Here is a 23,859-nt window from a genome sequence, read left to right as displayed (position 1 = left end):
GCCGGGACGGCCGACACGCCGGACCGGTAGCGAACGCGCTGCTGGTCGGTGGCGTAGAGTCGGCTTCGGCGCGGACCTCCTGGGGCGACATCCGGGGTGCGCAGCGGCGCCGCGAAGGACGTCGGAAGGCTCCGATGCCGGGTGGTCGTCGGGAGGGGGCAACGAGGACATGGCTGGCAACGGTGACCGTGCCGACGCCTGGACGTCGGAGCTCCGCGAGCAGCAGGCGTCGCTCGGCGCGGACCTGGGTCCGGCGGACCCGGCCGCCTACACGATGCGCAAGCCGATCCCGGAGCCGATGCCCACCGACCGGCACGGCCCGGCGCGGATCATCGCGATGGCCAACCAGAAGGGTGGCGTGGGCAAGACCACCACCACCATCAACCTGGGCGCCGCGCTCGCGGAGTACGGCCGCAAGGTGCTGCTGGTCGACTTCGACCCGCAGGGCGCGCTCTCGGTCGGGCTGGGGGTCAACCCGCACAACCTCGACCTGTCGGTCTACAACCTGCTCATGCAGGACGACGTCATCGCCGAGGACGTCCTGATCAAGACCGACGTGGCCGGGCTGCACCTGCTGCCGGCCAACATCGACCTCTCCGCCGCGGAGATCCAGCTGGTCAACGAGGTCGCCCGGGAGATGGCCCTGTCCCGGGTGCTGCGGACCGTCCGCAAGGAGTACGACTACATCCTGATCGACTGCCAGCCCTCGCTGGGCCTGCTGGCGATCAACGCGCTGACCGTCGCGCACGGCGTGCTCATCCCACTCGAGTGCGAGTTCTTCAGCCTCCGCGGGGTGGCGCTGCTGCTGGACACCATCGACAAGGTGCGCGAGCGGCTCAACTTCGATCTGGAGCTCGAGGGCATCCTCGCCACCATGTACGACAGCCGCACCACGCACTGCCGGCAGGTGCTCCAGCGGGTGGTCGAGGCGTTCGGCGACAAGGTCTACCAGACGGTGATCACCAAGACGGTGAAGTTCCCGGAGTCCACGGTGGCCGGTGCGCCGATCACCACCCTCGACCCGGCCTCGTCGGGGGCCCGCAACTACCGGCAGCTGGCCCGTGAGGTGATCGCCGCCCAAACCGACCGGTAGGCCGGGGGTGCACCTTCCCGTCGGGGAACTCGGAGCGTGGACTACGGTCTTCCGGTGACCGCGCCGCCCCTCGATCCGCCCACGACACCGGAGCAGCCGCCGGTGGCGGCGGCGGAGGCCGCCGCCACCGTGGCGTCGGACCCGGCCGGCGTGCCGCAGGCGGCGGAGAGCGCCGGCTTCACCGTCCGGCTGGCCAACTTCACCGGCCCCTTCGACCTGCTGCTCCAGCTCATCAGCAAGCACAAGCTCGACGTCACCGAGGTGGCGCTGCACCGGGTCACCGACGAGTTCATCGCCTACATCCGGGCCATGGGCGACCAGTGGGACCTCGACGAGACCAGCGAGTTCCTGCTCATCGCCGCCACCCTGCTGGATCTGAAGGCGGCCCGCCTGCTGCCCGCCGCCGAGGTGGAGGACGAGGAGGACCTCGCCCTGCTGGAGGCGCGGGACCTGCTCTTCGCCCGGCTGCTGCAGTACAAGGCGTACAAGGAGGCGGCGGTGCACATCGCCGAGCTGGAGGCGGTCGGTGGCCGGCGCTATCCGCGGGCGGTCACCCTGGAACCCCGGTACGCCGAGGCGCTGCCCGACCTGGTGCTCGGCATCGGCCCGGAGCGGCTGCTCAGGCTCGCGATCAGGGCGATGACCCCGAAGCTGGTGCCCGAGGTCTCCATCGCGCACGTGCACATGGTCCGGGTCAGCGTCCGCGAGCACGCCGCGATCCTCACCGACCGGCTGCGCCGCGCCGGCACCGCCACGTTCTCGTTGCTCTGCGCGGACTGCGAGATCACGCTGGAGGTGGTGGCCCGTTTTTTGGCGCTGCTGGAGCTGTACCGGGAGGGGCTGGTCGCGTTCGTCCAGGAGCAGGCCCTGGAGGAGCTGACCGTCCGCTGGACCGGGCCCGCCGAGGGCGGCCCCGAACTGCACATCGACGAGTACGCCAGCGCGCCCGAGCCGGCGGCCCCGGCGGATGCGGCCGCCCCGCCGGCGGCCGCTGACGGTGCCGGCGAGGCGGAGGCGCCCGGGGCGGGCGACGGGGACGACACGGGAACGACGGAGGAGTGACCCGATGAGCAACGACGAACGCCGGGACTCCCTGGCCGACCAGGCCGCCGCCTGGGTCCCCCCGTGGGAACGCCCCACCCCCGCCGCTCCGGCCGCCGACGGGCCCGTCGGCGACGGCGAGGCGGATGCCGGCGCCGGGACCCGCCCAGGAGACGTCGAGACCTCGGACACCGCGCTGCCGGTCGCCGACCAGGCCGTCGACCAGCCCTCGGCGGCCACGATCCCCGAGGAACCGGCCGACCGCGCCGCCGCGACGGGGGAGGGCGGGGCTGCGGGCGTACCCCGGAAGCAGCCGGCACCCCGGCGGCGGGCGACGCCCGCGCCGGAGCCGGCCCCGGAGCTGGACGACGCGGAGCTGCGCGGCGCGCTGGAGGCGATCCTGCTGGTCGTGGACGAGCCGGTCAGCGAGCTGACCCTGGCCCAGGTGCTGGAGCAGCGACCCGAGCGGATCGGCCCGCTGCTCGACGAGATCGCCGCCGGCTACACCGCCGCCGGGCACGGTTTCGAGCTGCGCCGGGCCGCGGGTGGCTGGCGTCTCTACACCCGCCCGGAATACGCCACCTACGTCGAGCGGTTCGTATTGGACGGGCAGTCGGTACGACTGACCCAGGCCGCGCTGGAGACCCTCGCGGTGATCGCCTACCGGCAGCCGGTGACCCGTTCGCGGATCTCGGCCATCCGGGGTGTGAACTGCGACGGGGTCATCCGTACCCTGGTCTCCCGCGGGCTGGTCGAGGAGTGCGGCGCCGAACCGGACAGCGGGGCGTTCCTCTATCGGACCACCACGATGTTCCTGGAGAAGCTGGGGCTGAACTCGGTGGCCGACCTGCCGCCCCTGGCCCCGTTCCTCCCCGACGACGTAGAAGAGTTTGCCGATGCGACGCGATGACCGTGCCCCGAAGCCCGACGCCCCCGTCTACGAGGGCGCCGAGCGCCTGCAGAAGGTGCTCGCCGCCGCCGGCGTCGGCTCCCGACGCGCCTGCGAGGACCTGATCTTCCGGCGCCGGGTCACCGTCGACGGCCGGGTCGCCCAGCTCGGCGACAAGGTCGACCCGGCCACCGCCGTGATCCACGTCGACGGCGAGCGCCTCCAGGCCGACAACCGCCTGGTGTACCTGGCCCTGAACAAGCCGCGCGGGGTGGTTTCCACCATGGCGGATGAGAAGGGGCGCACCGCGCTCGCCGACTTCATCGGCAACCGTGTGGAGCAGCGGGTCTACCACGTCGGGCGGCTTGACGCGGACAGCGAGGGCCTGCTGCTGCTCACCAACGACGGCACCCTCGCGCACCGGCTGATGCACCCGTCGTACGAGGTGCTCAAGACGTACCTCTGCGAGGTGGCCGGGCCGATCCCGCGCAACCTGGGCAAGCGGCTGATGGCCGGCGTCGAGCTGGAGGACGGGCCGGTGACGGTCGACTCGTTCAAGGTGGTGGACACCCTGGGCAAGACCGCCCAGGTGGAGCTGAGCCTGCACGAGGGGCGCAAGCACATCGTCCGGCGCCTGCTCGCCGAGGCCGGGCACCCGGTGTCCCGGCTGGTGCGTACCTCGATCGGGCCGATCCGGCTGGGCGACCTGCGCGCCGGGCGGACCCGCCGGCTGACCAACGCCGAGGTCGCCGCACTGTTCAAGGCCGTGGGTGACTGACCCCTCGATCGGGGTACCGCTGCGGGTAGGCTTCGTCGCGGCCGTGAGGCCCGCGGGTGGCGCGGGTCGCGCCCGGCGGCGTCGCGCGCGGCCCGCAGGTCAGCGCCGGGCATGATTGACAACGATGGACAACCGCTCAACGGCGCCGGAGACACCGGCGCCCGCGAGGTACGGGCTGAGGAGGACAACGGTGGAGGAAAACGTACCGGCCGGGCGCTGCGTGGTCGCTGTGGACGGGCCGTCCGGTTCGGGTAAGTCCACCGTCTCGCGGCGGCTCGCCGTCGGCCTCGGTGCCCGCTATCTCGACACCGGCGCCATGTACCGGGCGATCACCTGGGCCGCGCTGCGCTCCGGCGTCGACCTGACCGACACCGAGTCGGTGGCCAAGGTCGCCGGCGAGGTCGACCTGCGCATCGGCACCGACCCCCAGGGGTACGGCGTGACCGCCGACGGCGTGAACATCGACCGGGAGATCCGCGGCCCGGAGGTGACCGCGGCGGTCTCCGCCGTGGCCGCCGTGCCCGCCGTGCGGGCGCTGCTGGTGGCCCGGCAGCGGGAGATGATCACCAACGCCGGCCGGATCGTGGTCGAGGGACGTGACATCGGTTCCGTGGTGGCCCCCGACGCCGACCTGAAGGTCTACCTGACCGCCTCCGAGTCGGCGCGCGCCCAGCGGCGCAGCGCCGAGGACGCCGCCGACGTCGCGGCGACCGCGGCCGACCTGGCCCGCCGGGACAAGCTCGACTCGACCCGCAAGGTGAACCCGTTGCAGCAGGCCGTCGACGCGATCGAGCTGGACACCACCGAGCTGGGCATCGACGAGGTCGTCGCCCGGCTGCGCGACCTGCTCACCGAGCGGGGCGTGGCGTGAGCGAGGACACCGCCGGTTGGGTGGAGCTGCGCGAGCCGGACCTCGACGTCGAGGAGCCGACCGGCCCGCAGCCCGTGGTGGCCGTGGTCGGCCGCCCCAACGTGGGCAAGTCGACCCTGGTCAACCGGATCATCGGCCGCCGCCAGGCGGTCGTCGAGGACATTCCCGGGGTGACCCGGGACCGGGTGCCGTACGACGCGCAGTGGATCGGTCGGTCGTTCACCGTGGTGGACACCGGCGGCTGGGAGCCGGACGCGAAGGACCGCGCCGCGGCGATCGCCGCCCAGGCCGAGATCGCCGTCGCCACCGCCGACGTGGTGGTCTTCGTGGTCGACGCGATGGTCGGCTCGACCGACGTGGACGAGGCCGCGGTGAAGATGCTGCGCCGCAGCGCCAAGCCGGTCATCCTGGTGGCGAACAAGGCCGACAACGCGAACATCGAGATAGAGGCGACCTCGCTCTGGTCGCTCGGCCTCGGTGAGCCGTACGCGGTCTCCGCGCTGCACGGGCGCGGCTCCGGCGAGCTGCTCGACGCCATCATGGGCGCCCTGCCCGAGGCGCCGAAGATCGTCGAGAACCGGCCCCGCGGCCCGCGCCGGGTGGCGCTGGTCGGCCGCCCCAATGTCGGCAAGTCCAGCCTGCTCAACCGCTTCTCCGGCGAGGAACGGGCGGTGGTCGACGCGGTCGCCGGCACCACCGTCGACCCGGTGGACAGCCTGGTGGAGATCGGCGGGGAGACCTGGCAGCTGGTGGACACCGCCGGGCTGCGCAAGCGGGTCGGCAAGGCCAGCGGGACCGAGTACTACGCCAGCCTGCGCACCGCCGGGGCCATCGAGGCCGCCGAGGTGGCGGTGGTGCTGCTCGACGCCAGCGAGCCGATCAGCGAGCAGGACCAGCGCATCCTCTCCATGGTCACCGAGGCCGGCCGGGCCCTGGTCATCGCCTTCAACAAGTGGGACCTGGTCGACGCCGACCGCCGGTACTACCTGGACAAGGAGATCGAGCGGGAGCTGCGCCGCATCCCCTGGGCGATCCGACTCAACCTGTCGGCGATGTCCGGCCGGGCGGTGGACAAGCTCGCCCCGGCACTGCGCAAGGCCCTCGCGAGCTGGGAGACCCGGGTGCCGACCGCGCAGCTCAACCAGTGGCTCACCGCGCTGGTGCAGGCCACCCCGCACCCGGTGCGCGGCGGCCGGGCGCCGAAGATTCTCTTCGCCACCCAGGCGGGCGTCGCCCCGCCCCGGTTCGTGCTCTTCACCACCGCGCCGCTGGACGCCGGCTACCAGCGCTTCGTCGAGCGCAAGCTCCGCGAGGAGTTCGGCTTCGAGGGCAGCCCGGTGGAGATCTCCGTACGCCCGCGCAAGAAGCTCGGCCCCGGCGGCCGCGGCAAGGCGCACGGCTGACGGTTTCCTGAGTTGCCGGGTGGAGCCTCCGCGCTCCACCCGGCATCCTCTTTCCTAGGACGCTCTAGGGGGAGTGGCGTGGGGCACGCGCGACGCGGCAGGGGCCTGTGCGCGTGGTGCGAAGATCCTGCGCTAAGCTGTACCGGCTGCCGCGGGGGAGACCGCGCGGAGAGCATCGGGACGTGGCGCAGCTTGGTAGCGCACTTGACTGGGGGTCAAGGGGTCGTCGGTTCGAATCCGGCCGTCCCGACGCAGGTCAGAGGCCATTCGGAATCTTCCGGATGGCCATTTCTGATCTTGTACAGCAGCGAAGTACAGCAACGGCTCATTGATCGAGGCTTTCACCGAGCCTCCGCAGGGCTTCACGGGTGGCCTTGGACGAGACCTGGCTGTAGATCTCCATCGTGATCGAGAAGTCCGCGTGTCTCAGGATCGCCATCGCGATCCGCGGATGCACGTCCAAGTCGACCAGCAATGATCCGCAGGTGCGTCGGGCGTCGTGGACGGTGATCTTAGGGACGCCCGCGTTGGCGATGCGGCTGCGCAGGGTGTCGGCCGGGGTCAGGTCGGCCAGCGCGCCGGGGGTGTGGATCGGTTTTTGGGTAGGGTTCATGGCGGCCACGTCCTTTCGTGGGCGGTGGTTGGCGACCCCGTGTCCACATCTCGCTTCTGTGGAGCCGATCGAGAACACCCGCCGCTAGGCGGCGGCGGTGTCCATCGCGGTCAGAGCCGAAGCCCGGAACGCGACACCGGAGCGGACCTTGCCGTCACGGTCGTTGACCCAGGGCAGCGCCTCCAGGTCCATCGGCACGACCGGCTGACGAACGGCCACCGCCGGCATCACCGGGCTGACCACCGTCACGTTGATGACCTCGGCGCTACCCTCGGACAGGGCGTAGAGCTGCACCGCCCACATCGGCTGCTTCGTCTCCCGATCGAACTTCTGCTGACCCGTCTGGTCCAGCTTCGGAACCGGGTTCACCGCGACCTCGTACGACACCCGCGAGGTGTCCAGCAGCAGACGTCCCATGACTGACTCCTTCATCTCGTGAGCTGAGCCCCTTTGGCGGGCCGATTGCGTCCTTTCTGGACGGCAGCTCTTGTGGAATCAGGTTCCGTCGATCGGTAGTGACGACTTCACCACCAGCCATGGACGAGTAGGGACGTCTTTGCTCGGCTAAGTCGTCCCCAACCTCGTCCCCGAAAGCCAATGAGCAGGAGACGCGATGCCGAACGACCGCCTACGCAACGGGATGCTCAAGAAGGGCCTGACGCCAGCGACCCTCGCCGACAAGCTCGGCGTCGATCCGAAGACCGTCGAGCGGTGGGTCACCCAGACCCGCAACCCGTACCCGCGTTACCGCCACTCGATTGCCGAGCTGCTGGACGAGAGCGAGTCGTACCTTTGGCCGGACGCCCTGCCGACGCAGCGAGCCGTGCAGGTCAGCCAGTCTGAGGTCGTCCACATCTACCCGCGCCGCGGAGCCGTCCCGACTGACCTCTGGCAGTGGCTCCTGGAGCAGGCCACCCGACAGGTCGGCGTCCTCGTCTACGGGGGATTGTTCCTGCCCGAGTTCAACCACCGCTGGGTCCCGACGCTCCGCGAGAAGGCGCTGGCAGGAGCCCAGGTGGAGTTGCTCTTCGGCGACCCGGAGGGCGAGCACATCGCCGAGCGCGGGGACGACGAGGGCATCGGCCCAGCCATGTCCAACAAGATCCTGAACGCGTTGGCCTTCTACAAAGACCTACGGGACCTGGACAACGTCGGGATCTACTACCACGACACCATCCTCTACAACTCCATCTACCGCTTCGACGACGAGATGCTCGTCAACACCCACCTCTACGGCACTCCAGCCGCGTACGCGCCAGTGCTGCACCTGCACCGCCTCGGCGGCGGGGACCTGTTCGACAGCTACGTCGCCAGCTTCAACCGGGTCCTCGGGAAGAAGCGCGCCGTCTGGCCCGAGCACTGAGCCGCCGGCGGTGAGAGGCTGAAGGCATGGCCCGGACCGAGCACTTCAACAACCCGAGCGCCCCGAAGCCGAACAGCATCGTCGTCGCAGTGACCGTCTTCGTTCAGGACGAGCAGGGGCGCGTGCTGCTCATCCAGCGCACCGACAACGGCCTCTGGGCGCTACCCGGCGGCGCCCAGGACTTCGGCGAGTACATCGCCGAGACGGCAGTACGGGAGACGCGCGAGGAGGCCGGCATCGAGGTCGAGGTAACCGGCGTGGTCGGGATCTACACCAACCCCAATCACGTCGTGGAGTACAGCGACGGCGAGGTAAGGCAGCGGTTCTCGATCTGCTTCCGTGCGCGATACGTGGACGGTGACCCTACGACTAGCGACGAGTCCTCTGCCGTCCGGTGGGTACCAGTTGACGAACTTGAAAGTTTGGCGATCCATCCGTCGATGAGGCTGCGTATCAGCCATGGCTTTGAGCGTACGGGCGAGATCTACATCGGATGATCGGCGAAGCGCGCTTGAGTCCTTTGCACTGCAAGCATCAGCGCAGGCTCAGCCTTCTGCCAGAAGCGGGTCACTAGGTGATTCGGCCCATACCGCTGCCGAATTTCGGCAAGGCGTTCGTGTGGTGCCATATCCTGTCCGTCCGGACCCGTAGTCATATCCGCATACCACAGGGCATCAGCTGTTGGCGATTCTTCTAGTGGAAACTCGGACCGGAGTGCCTCGCTCATTCCTCGCTCCTCCGCTTCGTACAAGGCGCAGGAATGGTTGGCAACCAGTGAGGCCAGTCGCAAGCTGAAGCCTTGAGCAAGCAGCCAGCGCGCGCCGTCTAACGAATGGAACCCAGTCGACACGATCTCGGGCGCGTACCCGATGTCGTGAACCCAAGCCGCAGCCACCAAGACTTCGATATCGTCTGTGAGGCGAGGTCCCACAACTGCCGCCTTTGTAGCCACAGCGCGCACATGCTGCCACCGGCGCGGCAGGCTGGAGGCCAAATAGTTCCTTGCCACTACTTCGGCTTGCTGGGCCAGGTAGCTCACGACCGAATCCTACGACGAGGTCTTGGCATCGTGCTAGATGGGGGGTCGCTCGCGAGATCGAAACTTTCCGAAAAGAGATCAACTTCTCTGGACTCTTTGTCCCAGGCGGCAGCGCCGGCTCGATTGAAGTGTAGGTAGGAACCGCCTGACAACTTCTGTCGACTCCACTGCACACCCTTGGCGTCCCCTATAAATCTCGGACGGAAGGACCGGAGGAGCTGGCGCAGCATCACAACTGCTTCCTTGAGGCCAACAAAATTCCCGTCGGGTGCGCTTGGGATCCGTTCACGTAGCGACGCCCGCAGCGCTCGGATCTCTTCGTCCATCCCTTCGTCGTTCGCAAACAAGAACCAGAGCCCCCAGCCTCCGCTCGCATAATGGTCTGGATTCAGGAGTTCCGGAATCTCCTTGGCGAGAGTCGGATCGGCGAGGAGGCTCAGGGCAAGCGCATACGGATCTGGAGTGACGCCGGGCAGCGCAAAGAGCAACTTCACAAGTGGCTTTGCCACCATAGGGAGCTCAGCCGTATCGCAATACTTCAAGACTCTCGCAATTGCAATACCGACTCGCCGAACCGCGTCTCGGCCGACAGATGGTGGTGGAAGCGGCATGATGGGCTCCGCGAGTCTCCCGCGCGAGTGCAGGACGCTATACAGGGACGCCAGCGCCGCCGCCTCCCAATCATCGTCGGACATGTAGTAGTACGACTTCCTTCGTATTGCTACGCCAATCCGAAGATTGGCCTCTAGCTCTTTATCACCAAGGAGCCTCGCGTAAAGAATATCGCGGAAGTTGGTCCCGCTTAGGAGCCTCATTCGTGGCATAAAACGCACGTTATTCTTGAACAGTTCAAGGCTGCTCGTTGCGGCCGCCCATGAGCCCGCGTCTAGCGCCGCTGCCCAGTGCTTGACCATTTCCTGCCAATGCCGAAGCGAAGCCTCGGGTCTTTCGCCCCAGATGTCGCTGATGTCGAGGTTTCTCGCCCTGCTTATAGCGATGCGTATCGCGATCATATTTAGTGAATAGACTGCAAGTGCAACAACGCGATTCGGTGGCATTGCTTTGTATCCCGAGTACCCATCAAAGGTCGGTCGGAGAGCATAATTCCGGAGGATGTCGTCTATGCGTGAAGCGATGTTCTCCACTTCGGCTTCACCGAGTTCAGTCGCCAGCTGACTTATCAGCTCTAGAATTGACATTCGGCCGACCAGCACTTGACAAGACAGCAGCGCGAACAGGAGGCCGTCCCTATCGCGTGCCCCTCTGGTCCTGTCGCTACGCTCCAAATCCACCAGCATGGTCATCGTCTGCTGCGCCACTAAATACTCCCCGAAAGTGGCATGAAGGAACTCATAAGAGCGAGCAGGCTGGACGCCGCCGGCGACTCTTGCCTCCGCAGCATGTATGAAAAAGAACTGTGCTGCCACGTGGCGGCCTAGTTCCTCTTCCCGACTGTCTTGCGCGAAATAGCTGTCGTCGAAGGCTCCGAGATCGGCGCCGAGCTGGTAGTCAGACACGTACTGCCGGCCCCGATTAAACATCCCAAAAGCTGCGATGGTTAAGGTCCAGAGGTGATCCTCTACCTTCTCGGCCAACCCTGATCCGCTCAGCCTCGGGTCGGTCTTCAGCACCTCTCGAGTGGCGAAGTTTCGCAGTAGCTGCCGGTATAGAGAAGCGGTTGAGAGCTTATCTGTAAGGGGCTCGGACGTGGGATCGGCGGCGTAGACAGCTAGCATTAGTAGTATTAGTGGTTGCCGGGCAAGTTCAAGCTGCCTGATGGCCGTTTGCGGCTCCAAATGCCGCATCTGACCCAGAGAAATACTCTGAGAGTTGCAGGTCTTCCACACGTTCAACCACGTGCGGATTTGGGCCCCGCTGAAATCTTCGAGCTTCAAGACCGGAGTTCCTGCCGGAAGCTCAACCTGGTCGGCAACTATTGTGCGAGAGGTGACAATAACGACGACCGGCAGGCCCTGATTCGCCTCGTTCCGCTGAAACTCGGCGATCTCGCGGAAGAACGTGCGATGTGAGCCGGGAGATGCCTGGAGCAGCTCGTCCAGGCCATCAAGGAAGACCACTCTCACGCTGCCGCGGCTTTCCTCGGCGAGATCGGCCCATCGGACCCGTCCGTTCGTTACCTCGTCCAACGCCTCTTGAATCTGCTCGTAAACCAGCCTGTCCGACCGGACGCGCCGCAGCGGCACTCTGATAGCGGTGTAACCGGACTCAGGAAGACGCGCCGACAATACTTTAGTAAGCAGGGATTTGCCCGCTCCCGGATGTCCGAGGATGAGTAGCGGCGCGGTGGTGGCCTGATGAGACGTAATGTGAGCCGTCAAGTAGACTGCGATGTTGGCCTGGACTTTCTGGGTCTCCCACCAGTCCTCACTAGCAATGTAGGCGTCGTTGCCGGAAACGCAGTGTCTGTAGCGTGGCTCGACGTAAATCTGCTCGACAGACGGGAAGTTTATCTCGGAAGCACCGTGAATCGCTCCATGGGACACTATGGGTTCACTTAAGGCGCCTCGATTTGCGCGATACACAACGCTTCTGCGAGCCAGGCTGTTGGTTGTTGCAGGCGGACGAGCTACGCTTAGGAGGCGTTCGATCTTTATGAGCGCCTCAGTTCCCGCATCATCTATGGCGGCAAGCAGTTCCGTACGGACCCCCTGAATGAGCATCCTCGTTGCGGCATGCTCATTCAGCAGACTCCAGACAAAGAACTCAGGAACGTCGCGGGCCAGTGCAAGAAAGTTCGCTCGGTACTTGCCCAGCGCTACTCGTGCGACGCGGTTGATGAAGGAAGGTGCATCTCTTTCCCGCCAAGCCGAGAGCCCTGCGAAGAACGTCAGACTTTCCCTTGCCGCCTGAGCGACCCAAGCCGTCACATTGCGAACGTTCTCCTCGAAGCCTATTGTGGCTGATGGTGCCGGTATATCTGCCGAATATAAAAAGGTGATTAGCTCGGTGGCCCGCGCGTGCCCTCTGCTAACCAGGTATTCTTTATCTTTTTCGGTGATCTCGAGCTTCGCGAAATCTGAGGGTCCGATTACGGTGTGCAGCGCACTAAGGTACGCGTCTGCTACCAGGACGGTGTGGGCCGCAAGCACAAGTTCTGGTCGAACATCCGTCGGTGCCGCGTTAATCTTACCTGGAAAATTGCCGACGAGCTTTCGTAGAAGGTTGCTTGCCTCGTTTTTTTGATCGACCCAGCTCCAGATTGCAAGCGCGATTGTTGGTGCCGGGTGTCCTGCAGCGGCCGTGAGGCCGGCGATGAGCCCGGCTCCGAGAATGACACCGCCGGTGAGGCTGTCCAGCCGCTCGATCAGAGTGGACTCATGGCGGCCGAGTAGCCGGAGTGCGCCACGGTATGAAAGTAGAGAAACCGTTGATTGACGATGCGACGGGCTGACCGATCGGCTGACTCAACGCTGTGAGGACTTTCTGTACGACATCAAGGCGGCCCGCTTCGCAGGCCGCTCGCGCCGCCGAACCTGGGCCGGGCCTTGCGGCCCGCCGCCGCGCCTCTGGCCTTCGGCCGCCAGCGCGGCGGTTGCAGCCCGCCGACGGCGCGGGACATGGCGAAGCCCCGAGCCGCTGATGACAGCATGCTCGGGGCTTGTCAGGTCTTGAAGCCAGTAGCGGAGCCGAGCGGCGCGGTCCGGGCGGTGTTTTGTCGCCATCCAGACTCCGCCAATCTATGCGGTAAAGCCAGCTCCCTGTAGGTTCTCTGGCCGTGGGCTTCTTCGAGGTGGTCGGTCCCGTAACTGCTGGCGTCGTAGGCATCATCGTGGCGGCCCTGCAGGCCGCTCTTGCGTCACGGGGGGAACGCCGACAACCGAGGGCTGCCGAACAGACACTCGAAGACCGATTGACCGACCTTGGGGATCTCATGAGGTCGTCATCGCGAGTTCTGGAGGAGGTTCAAGCGGAGATCCAAGCAAGACTTGCCCTTGCGGAGAAGGCAAAGAAGGACGCGGATGAGGCGCAGCAGGTTGCCCAGCTCAACGAAGCGCAGCGGTTGGCCGTGGCGCGGCTTGTACGAGCGGAACTTGCAGGCGAGGTGTCAAAAAGCTCAAAGCGCACCTTTTGGCAAGGGTTCGCAGTTAACTTCTTCTTCTTCGCCGCTGGTGTGGTTGCCAGCGTCGTGACAGCCGTATTGCTGGACTCGTAGGGCGGCGTAGCCCATCAGTGGCAAATCACCAAGATCAGCCCATCTCCAGGCGGTCTGGGGTGAACCAGCGATGGCCAGCAGTGACCATAGGTGACCGCTCCGCGCCAAGGTCGCAGGGCGTCTTGCCCGATTCCGCAAGTAGCTAGATCAAAACCGCTGAAAGTGGTGTCCGGCCCAAAGCGGCGTGCCTCCGGCGGGGCGCTCGGGCACTCCGGGATGGTTGGCGCCATCCCGACGACCTTCGTCCGGGCTGAGCCGAGCGGGCAGGGCCTGTCCGGTCAAGGTCGTTCAGACGTAGGGTGCTCCACCTTGACCGGACAGGCCCCACCCACTCCACAGAGTGCGGACGAAGGCCGACGGGATGGCTAGCGGGCGTTGCGGGCGAGGGCACGCGCCAAGAGGTCGTCGTCCCGAGAGTCATTCCAGGTAATGGCCTCGACGCCGTCTCCGGTGGGCGATAAAGCTGCGTTGAAGGCCCGAGCGTCCTCAGATAGAGGAGCATTCGTGACCAGCAGGAAGCCGCCATCGAAGCCGGACCATCGAGCCGTGGCGGCAGCATGCTCGATGTCTCTTGCTCCCAGTGATCCCCGGCGGCGTAGCTTGACCTGGACGTTAACCTTCCCGGTGCCCACCTGGACGCGGGCGTCGACGCCTTTGTCCCCAGTGCCCGGTCTGTGGGTAGGGTCGATCGAGGCTCCGGTTCGCCGTATTGCGTCGATGACTGCGGCCTCGTAGACCATCTCTGGAGGCAGGCTCACCTGCGGAGTGATTGTCTCTACGGCCTCGGCAACTGCCGCGGCGACCTCCGGAGGCTGCTCCTGCGCTGCCCTTTCCACTGCGCGTGCAGCTCGCCGTTGGACAGCGGCAAGCTCGATGCTGCTGTCACCGTGCCCAAAGCGGCGAAGCGGTGTCCCCTGCACTCCAACCAGCAGGAGAACTGCACCGATGAGAAGCAGGATTGCTGTCCCTGCTTGGTTGTCGGAAGAGAAGACTGCCCAACCGCCGGTGCCAGTGCCAGCGAGCCCGAAGATGATGGCTGCTATGCGAGTGCGTGTGGAGAGGACGTCAGGGAACTCTTTGTCTTCGTCGTGAGGGCCTGACTCGCCAGTCGGTTCGGTCACGGCTGTCCACCCTATCTACGCGATGCTAGGCACTCAGCTCCGGCGGAGGAGTCGGGCAAGGGCGGCGGGGGAGGGGGTTGCGACCGGGTGGTTGGTAGCTCGTGCGGATGCGGCGGTACAGCACCGAAGTACAGCAACCGACGGAACCCTGCGGGATCGCTACGAACCCGATCAGGCCGTTGAGCAGCCGTGCCGGCCCTATCCGACCACCTTGCCGAGGTCTGGGGGTCAACGGGTCGTGGCTCCAGCTCCGGCCGGCTCGGGTGCCTCGGCGACCGCGACCCGGGTGCCGGTACCGCTGGATGGTGCTCAATGAACCGTGGCCGGCGATCTTGCAAGGGAACGACCATACTGGACGGTGCTCTCGGTCGTCGCACATGAAACCCACTGTCTGAGGCCAACACTAGATGAGGCGGCAAGAAATGGGAGATTGCGATAGATTGCCTGTCCCGGTGGACTGGAACCCTGTCGCAGCCGCCGAGGCTCAGTCGGCCTTCATGGCGGTCTTGGCCGGGTTCGTTTTCGTCGGTCTCGTGTACCTCCTTACGGAAGGGCGCCGCCGCCACGCCGGCGAGACGTTCATGCTGTTTCTGGCATCGTTCGTCTGCCTTGCTGCGGGCAGCTACATCGCCACTATCGTGTCGGGTGAGGTCACGTGCCGTAGAGCTTGGTCGGAGAGTTCGATTTCCTCGGGGATGGTCGCTGTCGGCGTTGTGGCCATGCTCTCGGCTCTAGCGTGGCTCCTCCCTGAGCAATATGGGGAGAAGAAGGTCGTTAGACGTTTTACGTTCGCTTGTGTGCTGCTGTTGGCGATAGTTGTGGTCGAGTTGCTCACGACCTCGGCTCGCGGTTATCTCCTGGACGTACCGGGCTGGCAGCGGTCGAGAGTGTGGGTCGCTTGGTACTTTCCAGTCGTTGTCGTCGTGCTGGTTGGCGCGTTCGCCGCCAGGCACATCCGTGGCGGCACCGATGCCTCCCAGGTTGCAAGCAGGCAGCAGCGACGCGCTGGGGTTGCGGCCGCGAGCGTGGTCGTCTTTGCGTTGTTGAACCTGGCAGTAATCGGACCAGTTGGTGATCGTCCAGCCGATCTGTGGGCGCGACCAGCTGCGTGGGTCGTTGCGGTCTCCGTGTTCGTGCCACTCGGGGGAGCTGTGGTCGCGCTCGGACTGTTGATGTGGGCGCTTCCGACTGGTGAGACGTGGGGGACTACCGCGGGACAGTCAACAGATGCGGACCAGGACGATCGTGATCAGCTGGCATCGGGTGGCGTGCCCATCAAGGACGGAGACGATATTCGCTCCTTTGTTGTCCCCGCGGCCGTCGTGCGCCCCCGGGTACAGCAACCAAGTACAGCAACGCCAGCTACCGAGCCGGCCGACAAAGGACCGGAGGAGGTCGTGTGACTTCGTACCGAACCTGATCTAACCGCATTGCCTACAGTTCACACCGAAGCGGTCAGTCCCTGGCACCGACGAGGACTCAGACCGGGACGGCGATGTAGCAAACAGAGTCGAAATCAGTAGCTGGTGCGCGAGCGGACATGTCACGCTCGCTGGGTGAGTGCGGCCAGGCCGATCACCATGTGGCGGCTAGGGCTCATCCATGAGCCCCATACCGGATACGATGATCACCATGGATGCGGACGTTCCTTACGGTAACCCTCATGTCCTGCCTCGTCCCTGTAGCGGAAACCCTCACACCGCACACGAACCATTGCATCCGCGGCCGGCTCGCGTCGACCTGCAGGTCAACCCGCTCTACGCCGCAGACTACGGCGTGCCGGCGAGCGATAGCGGGCTCGATGCGATGGACCTAACCCCGATGCTTGACGCGATTGCCGCCGGCTACGCCGGTTGCGACCGCTGTCGTCAGCATCACATCGCGATGATTGCCGCCCAGGCGCCGCTCACCGCTCACGTCGTTGGAGTCGCCGTGTGCACTCTCGACAGCAGGCCTGGAGGGTGCAGCAGTGACGTGCTAGTTCGGAAACTCGACCCGCCAGGCGCTGCCATTGCCGCGACCATGCGCACCCGGGGCCTGCTCGCCGCTGCCGATGTGGCCCGACGAATGTCCGAGGACCACCGCCTGTCGGCTGTCGGTATCGCCATCAACCAGATGTTGCCGACGCAGTGGTACGACCAGTACCTGAGCAACTTCTATCCGCCGGACGAGAGTGACGGGCGACGGATGCCGGCTGACGACTCGGAGTTGCTCGACAGCCTGATGGAGAGCGGCTACCTCTGACCGGGGGACCACGCGGGGACCACACGCCATTAGCGCGAGCGCACTGGCAGCGAGCCCGTGAACGGTCTGAGACAACCCAAAGGGCGCGCGACGTGCAGTAACGGTTGACCCCACGTTCTGGGGGTCATCCCTGAAGAGGCGGGGCCGTGTCAAGCGCGGACGCTGGACCGGTTGTGACCGGTTTATGGTGGATTCCCGGTCTGGTGTGGGCAGGCGTCGGTGAGGGGTCGGGGTCCAGGCTCGACCTTTAGGTCGACCCGCGTAGCGGGTGTGGCCTTGACGCCGATCCCGAGGCGATCGCACGATGGCGGCGCCGGGAGCAGGCTATGAGGTTGTGTGGGCCGTCCTCTCCGGGGTCCTGAATGGACGTGCGGCATGCCGGTTGTGATCCGGTTGCCGGTCATCGCTTCGCCGCTGTTCGTGCGGCATGGAGTGGTGCGGCCACAGCCAGGGCCGGGTCAATCAAGTAACGCTCGACCGCGTCCCGTGTTCGGGAGGGTCAGACCCCCAGCGACCTCGGGTCCTGGCTGTGTCCGGATCAGGCTCACGCCGGTCGGGTGCTCAGGGCGCGGATATGCCCGTCGCGCAGCCCGTAGAACACCAGCGTGAGTAGTTTTCGGCCGGCGGCGACCTTGCCTATGTTGGATCCCCGGCGGGCCCCGACCCGGATCCGGGTCGCGCCGACCGGGCCGCGGCTGAGCCGCTGCACCGCCTCGATCGCAGCCCAGCGCAGCAGGGGACTGCCTTGTTTGGTGATCTGGCCTCGGTGCACGGTGGTGTCGGATTCCCGGTGGCGTGGGGTCAGCCCAGCCCAGGAGCACAGCTGCTGTGGGCGGTGGAATCGGCTGACGTCACCGATCTCGGCAACGAAGATCGCCGCCAACACCGGGCCGACACCGTCGATGGCCTGCACGGCACGGTATCCCGGATGCGCGGCGAGTTTCGCTGCGGTGCGCCGAGCGATCACGTCGATCTCGAAGTCAAGGGCCTCGATCAACCTGCGCAGCGACACGATCCGTGCGTGGTAGGCCGGGTCCAGACGCAGATCATCGAGGAGCTTCCCGCCCGCCGTGCCGAACAGATCCGACATCGGCACCATGACGCCCTGCTTGCCGAGCACCGCATGGACCTGCGCTTTGAGTCCGGACCGCAACGCGACAAGTTTGCTGCGATGACGCACCGCTTCCCGCAGCTCCCGCACCGCTGGCGGCGCGATCCACGCCTCCGGCAACCGACCCATACGCAACAGATCAGCCAGATCCGACGCATCGCGCACATCGTTCTTGACCCGCCGATAGGCGAACCCTTTCACACCCAACGGGTGGGCCAGGTGCACCACCGCGCCGGCGTCCTGGAGCACGTCGACGGCCCAGTACCAGCCGTATGTCGCCTCCAACACCACCTCGGGTGCTTCACCGGCCTTCGCGATCTCCAACCCCAACGTCAGCGGATCGTTGTCAATCCGCACCGTCTCGAGGTGCTCCCGGCCTGCGTCATCCGCACGATCACCGTGCGCCGCCGATGCAGATCGATACCGACGATCTGCTTGCCGTCATACTCATCCACAGGGGCCTCCATCGTCGTGGTGGACGTAGACAGCCCAAGCGAACATCGCAAACTGGGTGACTGTCACGGGGAGGCGAGGCCCCGCCTCTTCATCGCATCAAGGGGTCGTCGGTTCGAATCCGGCCGTCCCGACACTGTTCAGAGGGCATATCTCATCGATAGATATGCCCTCTCGTCGTATATGGGTGACGAACTGCTCGTGGCTCACGTGCATCATCGGATCGTCGGCGAACTCCATCCGCAACCGGCCGGTGATCTCCTGGGGCGACCAGCACTCTTGCAGCCACTGCGTTACCTGGGCCGCGAGTCGCGCACAGCTCAGCTTCGGCGTTTTAGGACGACGAGCGCGGTCTCGAGCCTGTTGGTGCGCACGCCATGCGCGGTATTCGTTTCGGCCGCGATTGCCGGCCACCTCCCGCGAGACAGTCGAGACGGCCTTGCCCAGCCTGATCGCGATGGCGGTGAAGGTGTCGCCATCACGCAAGCCGAGACTGATCTCCTCCCGGTCAGCCAAGGTCAGCCGTCCGGGCCCGGGCTGCCACGAGTCCGATCGCACGGGCCGCTTCGATTCGACGGTTCGGACGATCTCATGGGAGCAGCCGACCTGCCGGCCGATCTCCCGTAGCGACAGGCCCTCGCGTGTAGCCGTCGGACCAGCTGCCGTTGCTCCATCGTCAGATGGGCGGTCATCAACGTCTCCCTCATAGATCAACGAGATTCTCGCTGACCCATCAAGACCGTTGCGTTGACCAGTTGAACCCGCCCAGTGAGGTTCCCCGCGGGATGTGGACACCGGGTCATGCCGCGATCTGGTGCAGCGTCTCCGCGAGGGTGAGGCGGTGTTGTGTGACAGTTCGCGGCCCTGCTGGTAGCTGATACGGCAAAGTCTTCCTTATGGCCGTATAAGCCGGCCTAATCGCCCAAACCGGTCCGCCGGCTCTTCCGCCCCTTGCACCAACCAGTCAGGGCGTGCCGCACGGACCTTCTCGACCGAAGTCGATGTTCGCGTAACAGGACGGTGAGCAGATCAATGACGTCAGGACTCTCGGGTACCAAGGCTTTGGTGACCGGTGGAACCAGTGGCATCGGGAAGGCCGTGGCTACCGAGTTGGCCCGGCTCGGTGCGCACGTGGTCTTGTCCGGTCGGGACGAGAACCGGGGCAACGACGTGGTGCAGGAAATTCGTTCGGCGGGGGGTCAGGCCTGGTTCGTGGCTACCGATCTTCACGACGAGGCCGCCGCGCGCTCGCTGGCCGTTCGGGGCAAGGAGCAGCTCGGGCAGGTGGATGTGCTGATCAACAGCGCTGGCATCTTCCCGTTCGGTCCTACCGAGCAGACCAGCGAGGAGACGTTCGACTCGGTGTACGCCGTCAATGTCAAGGCGCCATACTTCCTGGTCGCGGAGCTCGCACCCGACATGGCCAAGCGCGGCCGGGGCGCGATCGTCAATGTGACCACGATGCTCGCCGAGTTCGGCGCTGCGGGGATGGCTTTGTACGGGTCGAGCAAGGCCGCGATGGTGTTGCTGACGAAGTCCTGGGCTGCCGAGTACGGGCCCAGTGGCGTACGAGTCAACGCGGTCGGCCCCGGACCGACCCGCACCGAGGGCACCGCGTCCATGGGCGACGCACTCGACCAACTGGCCAAGGGCGGACCAGCCGGACGGCCCGGCTCTGCTGAGGAAATCGCCGCCGCAATCACCTTCCTGGCCAGCGACCGGGCGAGCTTCATCCACGGCGCGGTCCTGCCGGTCGACGGGGGACGCACCGCCGTCTGAGTTCCGACCGTCCGGTCTGCTCCGCGACGCCGCATCGCGGAGCGGACCGGACCGGACCGGTCCACAGGCGCGACACCGGTACGGGGCGCGGGCAGAGTCGCTGTTTGTCCGCGACATGCAGGACAGGCCCCGGCTGGAACTCGCCACACCGTCGGGGTCGGCACCCGAGTAGCTCAAGCTGCCGTTCCCTAGGTGACTGGTGTTAAACGGTGGCTGCTACCGGCGTGCCGGCCAAAATGCTGCAGGCGATGATCGCCGGCCAGCGGGACCCGAAGGTACTCGCCGAGCTGGCGCACACCACGATGCGCCGCAAGATCCCCCAGTTGCGTCAGGCGTTGGCCGGCCACTTCGACGACCATCACGCGTTCATCTGCGCCACCATGCTGCGCCGTATCGACGCCCTCGCCGCGGACATCGCGCAGTTGAGACAACCGGATCGAGGAGATGATCGTCCCTTTCGCGGCGGCGGTGGCCAAGTTGGACGAGATCACCGGTATCGGCATACGTGCCGCCCAGGAGATCATCGCCGAGATCGGCGGGGACATGACCGTCTTCCCCACCGCCGCGCACCTGGCATCCTGGGCGAAGTTCGCACCCATCGACGCCCGGTCAGCCCGGCAAGAAGAAAGGCAACTCCACCGGCAAGGGCAACCCCTGGCTAGCCGGCACCCTCGGCGAAGTCGTCGCCGCAATCGCCCGCACCAACACCTTCCTCGGCGAACGCTACCGCCGCCTGACACGCCGACGAGGTAAGAAACGAGCGTGGGCGCTGTTGCTTTGTGGGATCGGCAGACGTGTCGCCCCGTACTGGGTCCGGGGTCAGATCGCCTGGGCGAGGTCGGTGAACGCCGCTGCTACCCGCAGAGCCGGTGGGGCGTCGAGTCTGAGTTCGTAGTGGCCGCGTCGTAGGTTCTGCATGAAGGCGTGTCCGGCGATGATCACCTGCGCTGTTCGGTCGGTCCGTAGCCCGCGCATCGGTTTCCGCCCGGTTAAATCAACCGGACAGGGGTAAGTAGGCGCAAGCGCAATTCAGGGCGTCTCGGGTCGAACTACTCAGGATCCGCCCCGTCAGCTAACACGGCTATCACCCAACATGGCAAGGATGATCGCTAGGTGGCTCAGCTACTGGAAACCGACCAGTCCGGGGTTGCACGCCGTGTGCGCCGGTCGGATTGAAGACTACGGCTACCTCGCCGACGGCCGATCCGGAGCCCTGGTCGGCCGCGACGGTTCCGTGGACTGGTGGTGCCCGTCTCGGTTCGACGCGCCGTCGATATTCGCCCGCCTGCTCGACGACGACGGCGGACATTGGTGGATCCGGCCCGCCGGCGACTTCCAGGTCGAGCGGAGCTACCTGAGAAACACGCTGGTGCTGCGGACGGTATTCACCACCCGGGACGGATCCGTGGCGGTCACCGACGCCCTGGCCATGGACTCGAATGTCCGCGGACACGAGATCGGCCGGAATCCGCCCGGCCTCCTCCTGCGGCTGGTGGAAGGGCTCTCCGGACACGTTCCAATGGTGATGTCCTACGCGCCCCGCTTCGAGTACGGCCGCGTGCGGGCCCATCTCGATCTGCGCGGCGAGACTCTCGTCGCGAGAGCCACGGGCACCACGCTCGGGATGACCGCGACGGTGCCGGTGCACCGCCAGCGGACCGAAGCGTCAGCGTCGTTCACGGTCGACCCGGGACAGCGGGAATCCTTCTCCCTGTCCTACTCGTCGACCTATCACGAACGCGAGCCAATGCCGGTCGACGTACCAGGGACCCTCGCCGAGACAGCCGAGGGGTGGCGCTCCTGGATATCGGAGCACAACTACCCAGGGCAATATCCGGAGTTGGTGCGCCAGAATGTGATGATCCTGGGGGGGTTGACCTATCAGTCAAGTGGTGCGTACGTCGCCGCGGCGACCACCTCGCTGCCGGTGCGGCCGGAGGGCCACGACAACTACGACTACCGCTACGTGTGGTTGCGCGACTTCAGCCTCGCCATGCGGGCCCTGTACCAGGCGGCCTGCTCGTTAGAGGCGGAACGGCTCTTCCGCTGGTTGGCCGAGGCGATCGGCGATGTGGGCCGGCAACCCGTACCGATCATGCTCGGCGTCGAGGGCGAGCACGACCTGACCGAACGTGAGCTCGACGTGCTAACCGGGCACCTTGTCAGGGGTCCGGCGCTGATCGGCAATGACGCCTGGCGCCAGCGGCAACAGGACGCACTCGGCCAGGTGATCGACGCCGCGTGGGTGCTGCGTGACAGCCTCGAACCCATGCCCGACGACGTACGGCGATTGCTGCGTTCCCTGGCCGAGCAGGCGGCCGAAACCTGGCGGCTGCCAGATTCGGGAATGTGGGAGGCACGGGGCGAGGAGCGGCATTATGTCACGTCCAAGGTGGGATGTTGGATGGCGTTGGACCGAGCCGTACGGTTCGGCACCGTCCTCGGCAGTGCGGCGGACCTGGAGCGTTGGGCGGCGGCCCGCGACGAGATCCGTGCCGCGATCCTGCAACAGGGCTGGAATCCCAGCGTTGGCGCCTTTACCAGAGCCTTTGGATCCGACGTGCTCGACGCATCGGTACTCGTCCTGCCCATCATCGGGTTCATTCCCGCAGCCGACCCGCGGATGCGCGCGACTATCGAACGGATTGAACAGGAGCTGACCACCGATGGGCTGGTCCGCCGCTGGCCCGACGAGTCGGCGGGCTTCGTCATCTGCTCTTTCTGGCTGGTCGAGTGCCTTGCGCTGGCCGGCGAGCGGGATCGGGCCGCCGCGCTGTTCGAGCGCCTCGCCGGGCGGGCCAACGACCTCGGCCTCTTCGCCGAGCAGATCGACCTGCGTACGGGTGAACAGTTGGGGAACTTCCCGCAGGCGTTCTCACACATCGGCCTGCTCTCCGCCGCCTTGCGCCTGACAGAGGCCAGCACGCCAGCGCCATGAGGCCTTCACAGCGGCCCAGACGGCGTGGCGAGATTGATAACACTTCTGGCTGGTTCGTTGACGAACGTACGTCAGAGTCAACGGGGTCTGGCGGTACGTGTACCGGGCAGTTGACCAGTACGGGCAGGTCATCGACGTGCTCGTGTCGGCCCGCCGGGACGCCGACGCGGCCCGGCGGTTCTTCCGACGGGCGCTGTCGACTTTGAAGGTGACACCCCGCGAGGTGGTCACCGACGCCGCCGCGGTCTACCCCAGGGTGCTGGACGAGGTCATCCCTCGGCATGGCACCACCTTGCCGGACACGCCTTCATGCAGAACCTACGACGCGGCCACTACGAACTCGAACTCGACGCCCCACCGGCTCTGCGGGTAGCAGCGGCGTTCACCGACCTCGCCCAGGCGACCTGACCCCGGACCCAGTACGGGGCGACACGTCTGCCGATCCCACAAAGCAACAGCGCCGGCGGTGGCCCTGCCATGGAGCGGCAGACTGCTGTGATGACGACGCCGGCCCTTCCATCGGCCGACCAGAACTCGCCCGAAGTGGCCGATGGGGTTCCCCCGATAGCGTGGAGGCCAGATCCTGCTCGTGGACGACGATCTCGCACGCGTCGAGCCAAAGAAACTGCGCTACCGCCTGCTACACATCGCCGCCCGAATCACCCGCACCGCGAGACGGACCTACCTACGCATCGCCGAACCTTGGCCCTGGACACGGCAGCTCGTCGACGCCTTCACCCGACTCGCGGCCCTACCCCAGCAGGTCAATCAATCGATCTTGAAAGACCGAGGTTGACGATACGACGGGGCTGCTCCGGCGGTGTCCCTGACTGTGGCACGCGGCGGTCGAAGGGCCGGCGGGTGACCCGGCCCCGTGACCTGCACGTGGGCGGTCGGCAACGAGTCTGCGCGGCGCGCGACCCAACAGCCAGCGTAAGGAGCTGTGACC

23 protein-coding genes, 1 tRNA gene and 4 pseudogenes are annotated in these 23,859 nt (G+C 66.2%); 17 read left to right on the top strand and 11 right to left on the bottom strand.

Annotated elements, in window-relative coordinates:
- The first annotated feature begins 169 nt into the window (after positions 1-169).
- The 7 genes from ACLQ2U_RS12825 to ACLQ2U_RS12795 all read left to right on the top strand — a co-directional run bounded on the left by ACLQ2U_RS12825 (position 170) and on the right by ACLQ2U_RS12795 (position 6,325).
- Entirely contained in the window at positions 170-1,093 is a 924-nt protein-coding gene (locus ACLQ2U_RS12825; RefSeq protein ID WP_425750814.1) for a ParA family protein, read from the top strand.
- Positions 1,094-1,147: 54 nt separating this feature from the next.
- Entirely contained in the window at positions 1,148-2,155 is a 1,008-nt protein-coding gene (locus ACLQ2U_RS12820) for a segregation and condensation protein A (protein WP_425750813.1), read from the top strand.
- Between the two features lie 4 nt (positions 2,156-2,159).
- Positions 2,160-3,044 carry an SMC-Scp complex subunit ScpB gene (gene scpB / locus ACLQ2U_RS12815; protein WP_425750812.1) on the top strand — a complete coding sequence of 295 codons (885 nt, stop codon included), beginning with the start codon at positions 2,160-2,162 and terminating at the stop codon, positions 3,042-3,044.
- Entirely contained in the window at positions 3,031-3,801 is a 771-nt protein-coding gene (locus tag ACLQ2U_RS12810; protein ID WP_425750811.1) for a pseudouridine synthase, read from the top strand. The genes scpB and ACLQ2U_RS12810 overlap by 14 nt, the downstream gene beginning before the upstream one ends.
- A 190-nt stretch (positions 3,802-3,991) precedes the next feature.
- The gene (gene cmk, locus ACLQ2U_RS12805; protein ID WP_425750810.1) at positions 3,992-4,672 is read left to right on the top strand and encodes a (d)CMP kinase; all 681 of its coding nucleotides are present in this window, start codon (positions 3,992-3,994) and stop codon (positions 4,670-4,672) included.
- On the top strand, positions 4,669-6,075 hold the full coding sequence (gene der / locus ACLQ2U_RS12800) for a ribosome biogenesis GTPase Der (protein WP_425750809.1): 1,407 nt from the start codon (positions 4,669-4,671) through the stop codon (positions 6,073-6,075). Before cmk ends, der begins: the two co-directional genes overlap by 4 nt.
- 176 nt (positions 6,076-6,251) lie before the next feature.
- A tRNA-Pro gene (locus ACLQ2U_RS12795) sits at positions 6,252-6,325 on the top strand.
- A gap of 75 nt (positions 6,326-6,400) precedes the next feature.
- Here the strand turns inward: ACLQ2U_RS12795 and ACLQ2U_RS12790 are convergent.
- Positions 6,401-6,607 (bottom strand): annotated as a pseudogene (locus ACLQ2U_RS12790) (site-specific integrase); the annotation flags it as partial.
- 165 nt (positions 6,608-6,772) lie between these two features.
- Positions 6,773-7,105, bottom strand: a complete 333-nt coding sequence (locus ACLQ2U_RS12785) for a hypothetical protein (RefSeq protein ID WP_425750808.1) — start codon at positions 7,103-7,105, stop codon at positions 6,773-6,775.
- A 196-nt stretch (positions 7,106-7,301) separates the two neighbouring features.
- Between ACLQ2U_RS12785 and ACLQ2U_RS12780 the strand changes: the two genes are divergently transcribed.
- Both ACLQ2U_RS12780 and ACLQ2U_RS12775 read left to right on the top strand, forming a co-directional pair.
- On the top strand, positions 7,302-8,051 hold the full coding sequence (locus ACLQ2U_RS12780; protein WP_425750807.1) for a helix-turn-helix domain-containing protein: 750 nt from the start codon (positions 7,302-7,304) through the stop codon (positions 8,049-8,051).
- Positions 8,052-8,077: 26 nt separating this feature from the next.
- The gene (locus ACLQ2U_RS12775; RefSeq protein WP_425750806.1) at positions 8,078-8,548 is read left to right on the top strand and encodes an NUDIX hydrolase; all 471 of its coding nucleotides are present in this window, start codon (positions 8,078-8,080) and stop codon (positions 8,546-8,548) included.
- Here ACLQ2U_RS12775 and ACLQ2U_RS12770 read toward each other — a convergent pair.
- From ACLQ2U_RS12770 to ACLQ2U_RS12760, 3 genes and pseudogenes are all read right to left on the bottom strand, one after another.
- Positions 8,536-9,090, bottom strand: coding sequence for an HD domain-containing protein (locus ACLQ2U_RS12770; RefSeq protein ID WP_425750805.1), 555 nt, complete (start codon positions 9,088-9,090; stop codon positions 8,536-8,538). The genes ACLQ2U_RS12775 and ACLQ2U_RS12770 overlap by 13 nt on opposite strands.
- The gene (locus ACLQ2U_RS12765; protein ID WP_425750850.1) at positions 9,087-11,771 is read right to left on the bottom strand and encodes an NACHT domain-containing protein; all 2,685 of its coding nucleotides are present in this window, start codon (positions 11,769-11,771) and stop codon (positions 9,087-9,089) included. The genes ACLQ2U_RS12770 and ACLQ2U_RS12765 overlap by 4 nt, the downstream gene beginning before the upstream one ends.
- 27 nt (positions 11,772-11,798) lie before the next feature.
- Positions 11,799-12,455, bottom strand: a pseudogene (locus ACLQ2U_RS12760) (hypothetical protein); the annotation flags it as partial.
- Between the two features lie 371 nt (positions 12,456-12,826).
- Here ACLQ2U_RS12760 and ACLQ2U_RS12755 point away from each other — a divergent pair.
- On the top strand, positions 12,827-13,264 hold the full coding sequence (locus tag ACLQ2U_RS12755; protein ID WP_425750804.1) for a hypothetical protein: 438 nt from the start codon (positions 12,827-12,829) through the stop codon (positions 13,262-13,264).
- Between the two features lie 365 nt (positions 13,265-13,629).
- Here the strand turns inward: ACLQ2U_RS12755 and ACLQ2U_RS12750 are convergent, their stop codons facing one another.
- Positions 13,630-14,385 carry a restriction endonuclease gene (locus ACLQ2U_RS12750; protein WP_425750803.1) on the bottom strand — a complete coding sequence of 252 codons (756 nt, stop codon included), beginning with the start codon at positions 14,383-14,385 and terminating at the stop codon, positions 13,630-13,632.
- A gap of 452 nt (positions 14,386-14,837) precedes the next feature.
- Between ACLQ2U_RS12750 and ACLQ2U_RS12745 the strand changes: the two genes are divergently transcribed.
- Together ACLQ2U_RS12745 and ACLQ2U_RS12740 are read left to right on the top strand one after the other, a co-directional pair.
- Entirely contained in the window at positions 14,838-15,788 is a 951-nt protein-coding gene (locus ACLQ2U_RS12745) for a hypothetical protein (RefSeq protein WP_425750802.1), read from the top strand.
- A 199-nt stretch (positions 15,789-15,987) separates the two neighbouring features.
- Positions 15,988-16,629 (top strand): hypothetical protein, encoded by a 642-nt coding sequence (locus ACLQ2U_RS12740; protein ID WP_425750801.1) that lies wholly within the window; start codon positions 15,988-15,990, stop codon positions 16,627-16,629.
- Positions 16,630-17,173: 544 nt separating this feature from the next.
- On the opposite strand, the gene ACLQ2U_RS12735 is transcribed toward ACLQ2U_RS12740, so the two are convergent.
- The 3 genes from ACLQ2U_RS12735 to ACLQ2U_RS12725 all read right to left on the bottom strand — a co-directional run bounded on the left by ACLQ2U_RS12735 (position 17,174) and on the right by ACLQ2U_RS12725 (position 18,709).
- Entirely contained in the window at positions 17,174-18,097 is a 924-nt protein-coding gene (locus tag ACLQ2U_RS12735) for an IS110 family transposase (RefSeq protein ID WP_425750800.1), read from the bottom strand.
- On the bottom strand, positions 18,073-18,195 hold the full coding sequence (locus tag ACLQ2U_RS12730) for a hypothetical protein (RefSeq protein ID WP_425750799.1): 123 nt from the start codon (positions 18,193-18,195) through the stop codon (positions 18,073-18,075). The genes ACLQ2U_RS12735 and ACLQ2U_RS12730 overlap by 25 nt, the downstream gene beginning before the upstream one ends.
- A 97-nt stretch (positions 18,196-18,292) precedes the next feature.
- Positions 18,293-18,709, bottom strand: a complete 417-nt coding sequence (locus ACLQ2U_RS12725; RefSeq protein ID WP_425750798.1) for a transposase — start codon at positions 18,707-18,709, stop codon at positions 18,293-18,295.
- A 516-nt stretch (positions 18,710-19,225) separates the two neighbouring features.
- Here ACLQ2U_RS12725 and ACLQ2U_RS12720 point away from each other — a divergent pair.
- Positions 19,226-19,972, top strand: coding sequence for an SDR family NAD(P)-dependent oxidoreductase (locus tag ACLQ2U_RS12720; protein ID WP_425750797.1), 747 nt, complete (start codon positions 19,226-19,228; stop codon positions 19,970-19,972).
- Between the two features lie 188 nt (positions 19,973-20,160).
- Here ACLQ2U_RS12720 and ACLQ2U_RS12715 read toward each other — a convergent pair whose 3' ends face one another.
- Complete coding sequence (locus ACLQ2U_RS12715) at positions 20,161-20,517, bottom strand: hypothetical protein (RefSeq protein ID WP_425750851.1); 357 nt, start codon at positions 20,515-20,517, stop codon at positions 20,161-20,163.
- On the opposite strand from ACLQ2U_RS12715, the gene ACLQ2U_RS12710 reads away from it, so the two are divergent.
- Positions 20,417-20,725: a transposase gene (locus ACLQ2U_RS12710; protein ID WP_425750796.1), complete on the top strand. Its 309-nt coding sequence runs from the start codon at positions 20,417-20,419 to the stop codon at positions 20,723-20,725. The genes ACLQ2U_RS12715 and ACLQ2U_RS12710 overlap by 101 nt on opposite strands.
- Positions 20,726-20,791: 66 nt before the next feature.
- On the opposite strand, the gene ACLQ2U_RS12705 is transcribed toward ACLQ2U_RS12710, so the two are convergent.
- A complete protein-coding gene (locus tag ACLQ2U_RS12705) occupies positions 20,792-20,914 on the bottom strand; it encodes a hypothetical protein (protein ID WP_425750795.1) in 123 nt (40 codons plus the stop codon).
- 160 nt (positions 20,915-21,074) lie between these two features.
- Between ACLQ2U_RS12705 and ACLQ2U_RS12700 the strand changes: the two genes are divergently transcribed.
- The 3 genes and pseudogenes from ACLQ2U_RS12700 to ACLQ2U_RS12690 all read left to right on the top strand — a co-directional run.
- Complete coding sequence (locus ACLQ2U_RS12700) at positions 21,075-22,910, top strand: glycoside hydrolase family 15 protein (RefSeq protein ID WP_425750794.1); 1,836 nt, start codon at positions 21,075-21,077, stop codon at positions 22,908-22,910.
- Positions 22,898-23,318, top strand: a pseudogene (locus ACLQ2U_RS12695) (DDE-type integrase/transposase/recombinase); the annotation flags it as partial. The gene ACLQ2U_RS12700 and the pseudogene ACLQ2U_RS12695, both read left to right, overlap by 13 nt.
- A 169-nt stretch (positions 23,319-23,487) precedes the next feature.
- Positions 23,488-23,706, top strand: a pseudogene (locus ACLQ2U_RS12690) (transposase); the annotation flags it as partial.
- Positions 23,707-23,859: the final 153 nt, after the last annotated feature.

Origin of the sequence: Micromonospora sp. DT47 (assembly GCF_049844475.1) — a bacterium.
Taxonomy (GTDB): Bacteria; Actinomycetota; Actinomycetes; order Mycobacteriales; family Micromonosporaceae; genus Micromonospora.
This window is presented reverse-complemented; position numbering and strand designations above follow the sequence as displayed.

What these genes read in the sequence shown, in the direction of transcription:
- ACLQ2U_RS12825 (WP_425750814.1), top strand. Translation starts at nt 170, where the DNA reads ATGGCTGGCAACGGTGACCGTGCCGACGCCTGGACGTCGGAGCTCCGC.
- scpB (WP_425750812.1), top strand. Translation starts at nt 2,160, where the DNA reads ATGAGCAACGACGAACGCCGGGACTCCCTGGCCGACCAGGCCGCCGCC.
- ACLQ2U_RS12710 (WP_425750796.1), top strand. Translation starts at nt 20,417, where the DNA reads ATGATCGTCCCTTTCGCGGCGGCGGTGGCCAAGTTGGACGAGATCACC.
- ACLQ2U_RS12810 (WP_425750811.1), top strand. Translation starts at nt 3,031, where the DNA reads ATGCGACGCGATGACCGTGCCCCGAAGCCCGACGCCCCCGTCTACGAG.
- ACLQ2U_RS12780 (WP_425750807.1), top strand. Translation starts at nt 7,302, where the DNA reads ATGCCGAACGACCGCCTACGCAACGGGATGCTCAAGAAGGGCCTGACG.
- ACLQ2U_RS12785 (WP_425750808.1), bottom strand. Translation starts at nt 7,105, where the DNA reads ATGGGACGTCTGCTGCTGGACACCTCGCGGGTGTCGTACGAGGTCGCG.
- ACLQ2U_RS12720 (WP_425750797.1), top strand. Translation starts at nt 19,226, where the DNA reads ATGACGTCAGGACTCTCGGGTACCAAGGCTTTGGTGACCGGTGGAACC.
- ACLQ2U_RS12765 (WP_425750850.1), bottom strand. Translation starts at nt 11,771, where the DNA reads ATGCTCATTCAGGGGGTCCGTACGGAACTGCTTGCCGCCATAGATGAT.
- ACLQ2U_RS12715 (WP_425750851.1), bottom strand. Translation starts at nt 20,517, where the DNA reads ATGTCCCCGCCGATCTCGGCGATGATCTCCTGGGCGGCACGTATGCCG.
- ACLQ2U_RS12740 (WP_425750801.1), top strand. Translation starts at nt 15,988, where the DNA reads ATGAGCCCCATACCGGATACGATGATCACCATGGATGCGGACGTTCCT.
- ACLQ2U_RS12775 (WP_425750806.1), top strand. Translation starts at nt 8,078, where the DNA reads ATGGCCCGGACCGAGCACTTCAACAACCCGAGCGCCCCGAAGCCGAAC.
- ACLQ2U_RS12700 (WP_425750794.1), top strand. Translation starts at nt 21,075, where the DNA reads ATGATCGCTAGGTGGCTCAGCTACTGGAAACCGACCAGTCCGGGGTTG.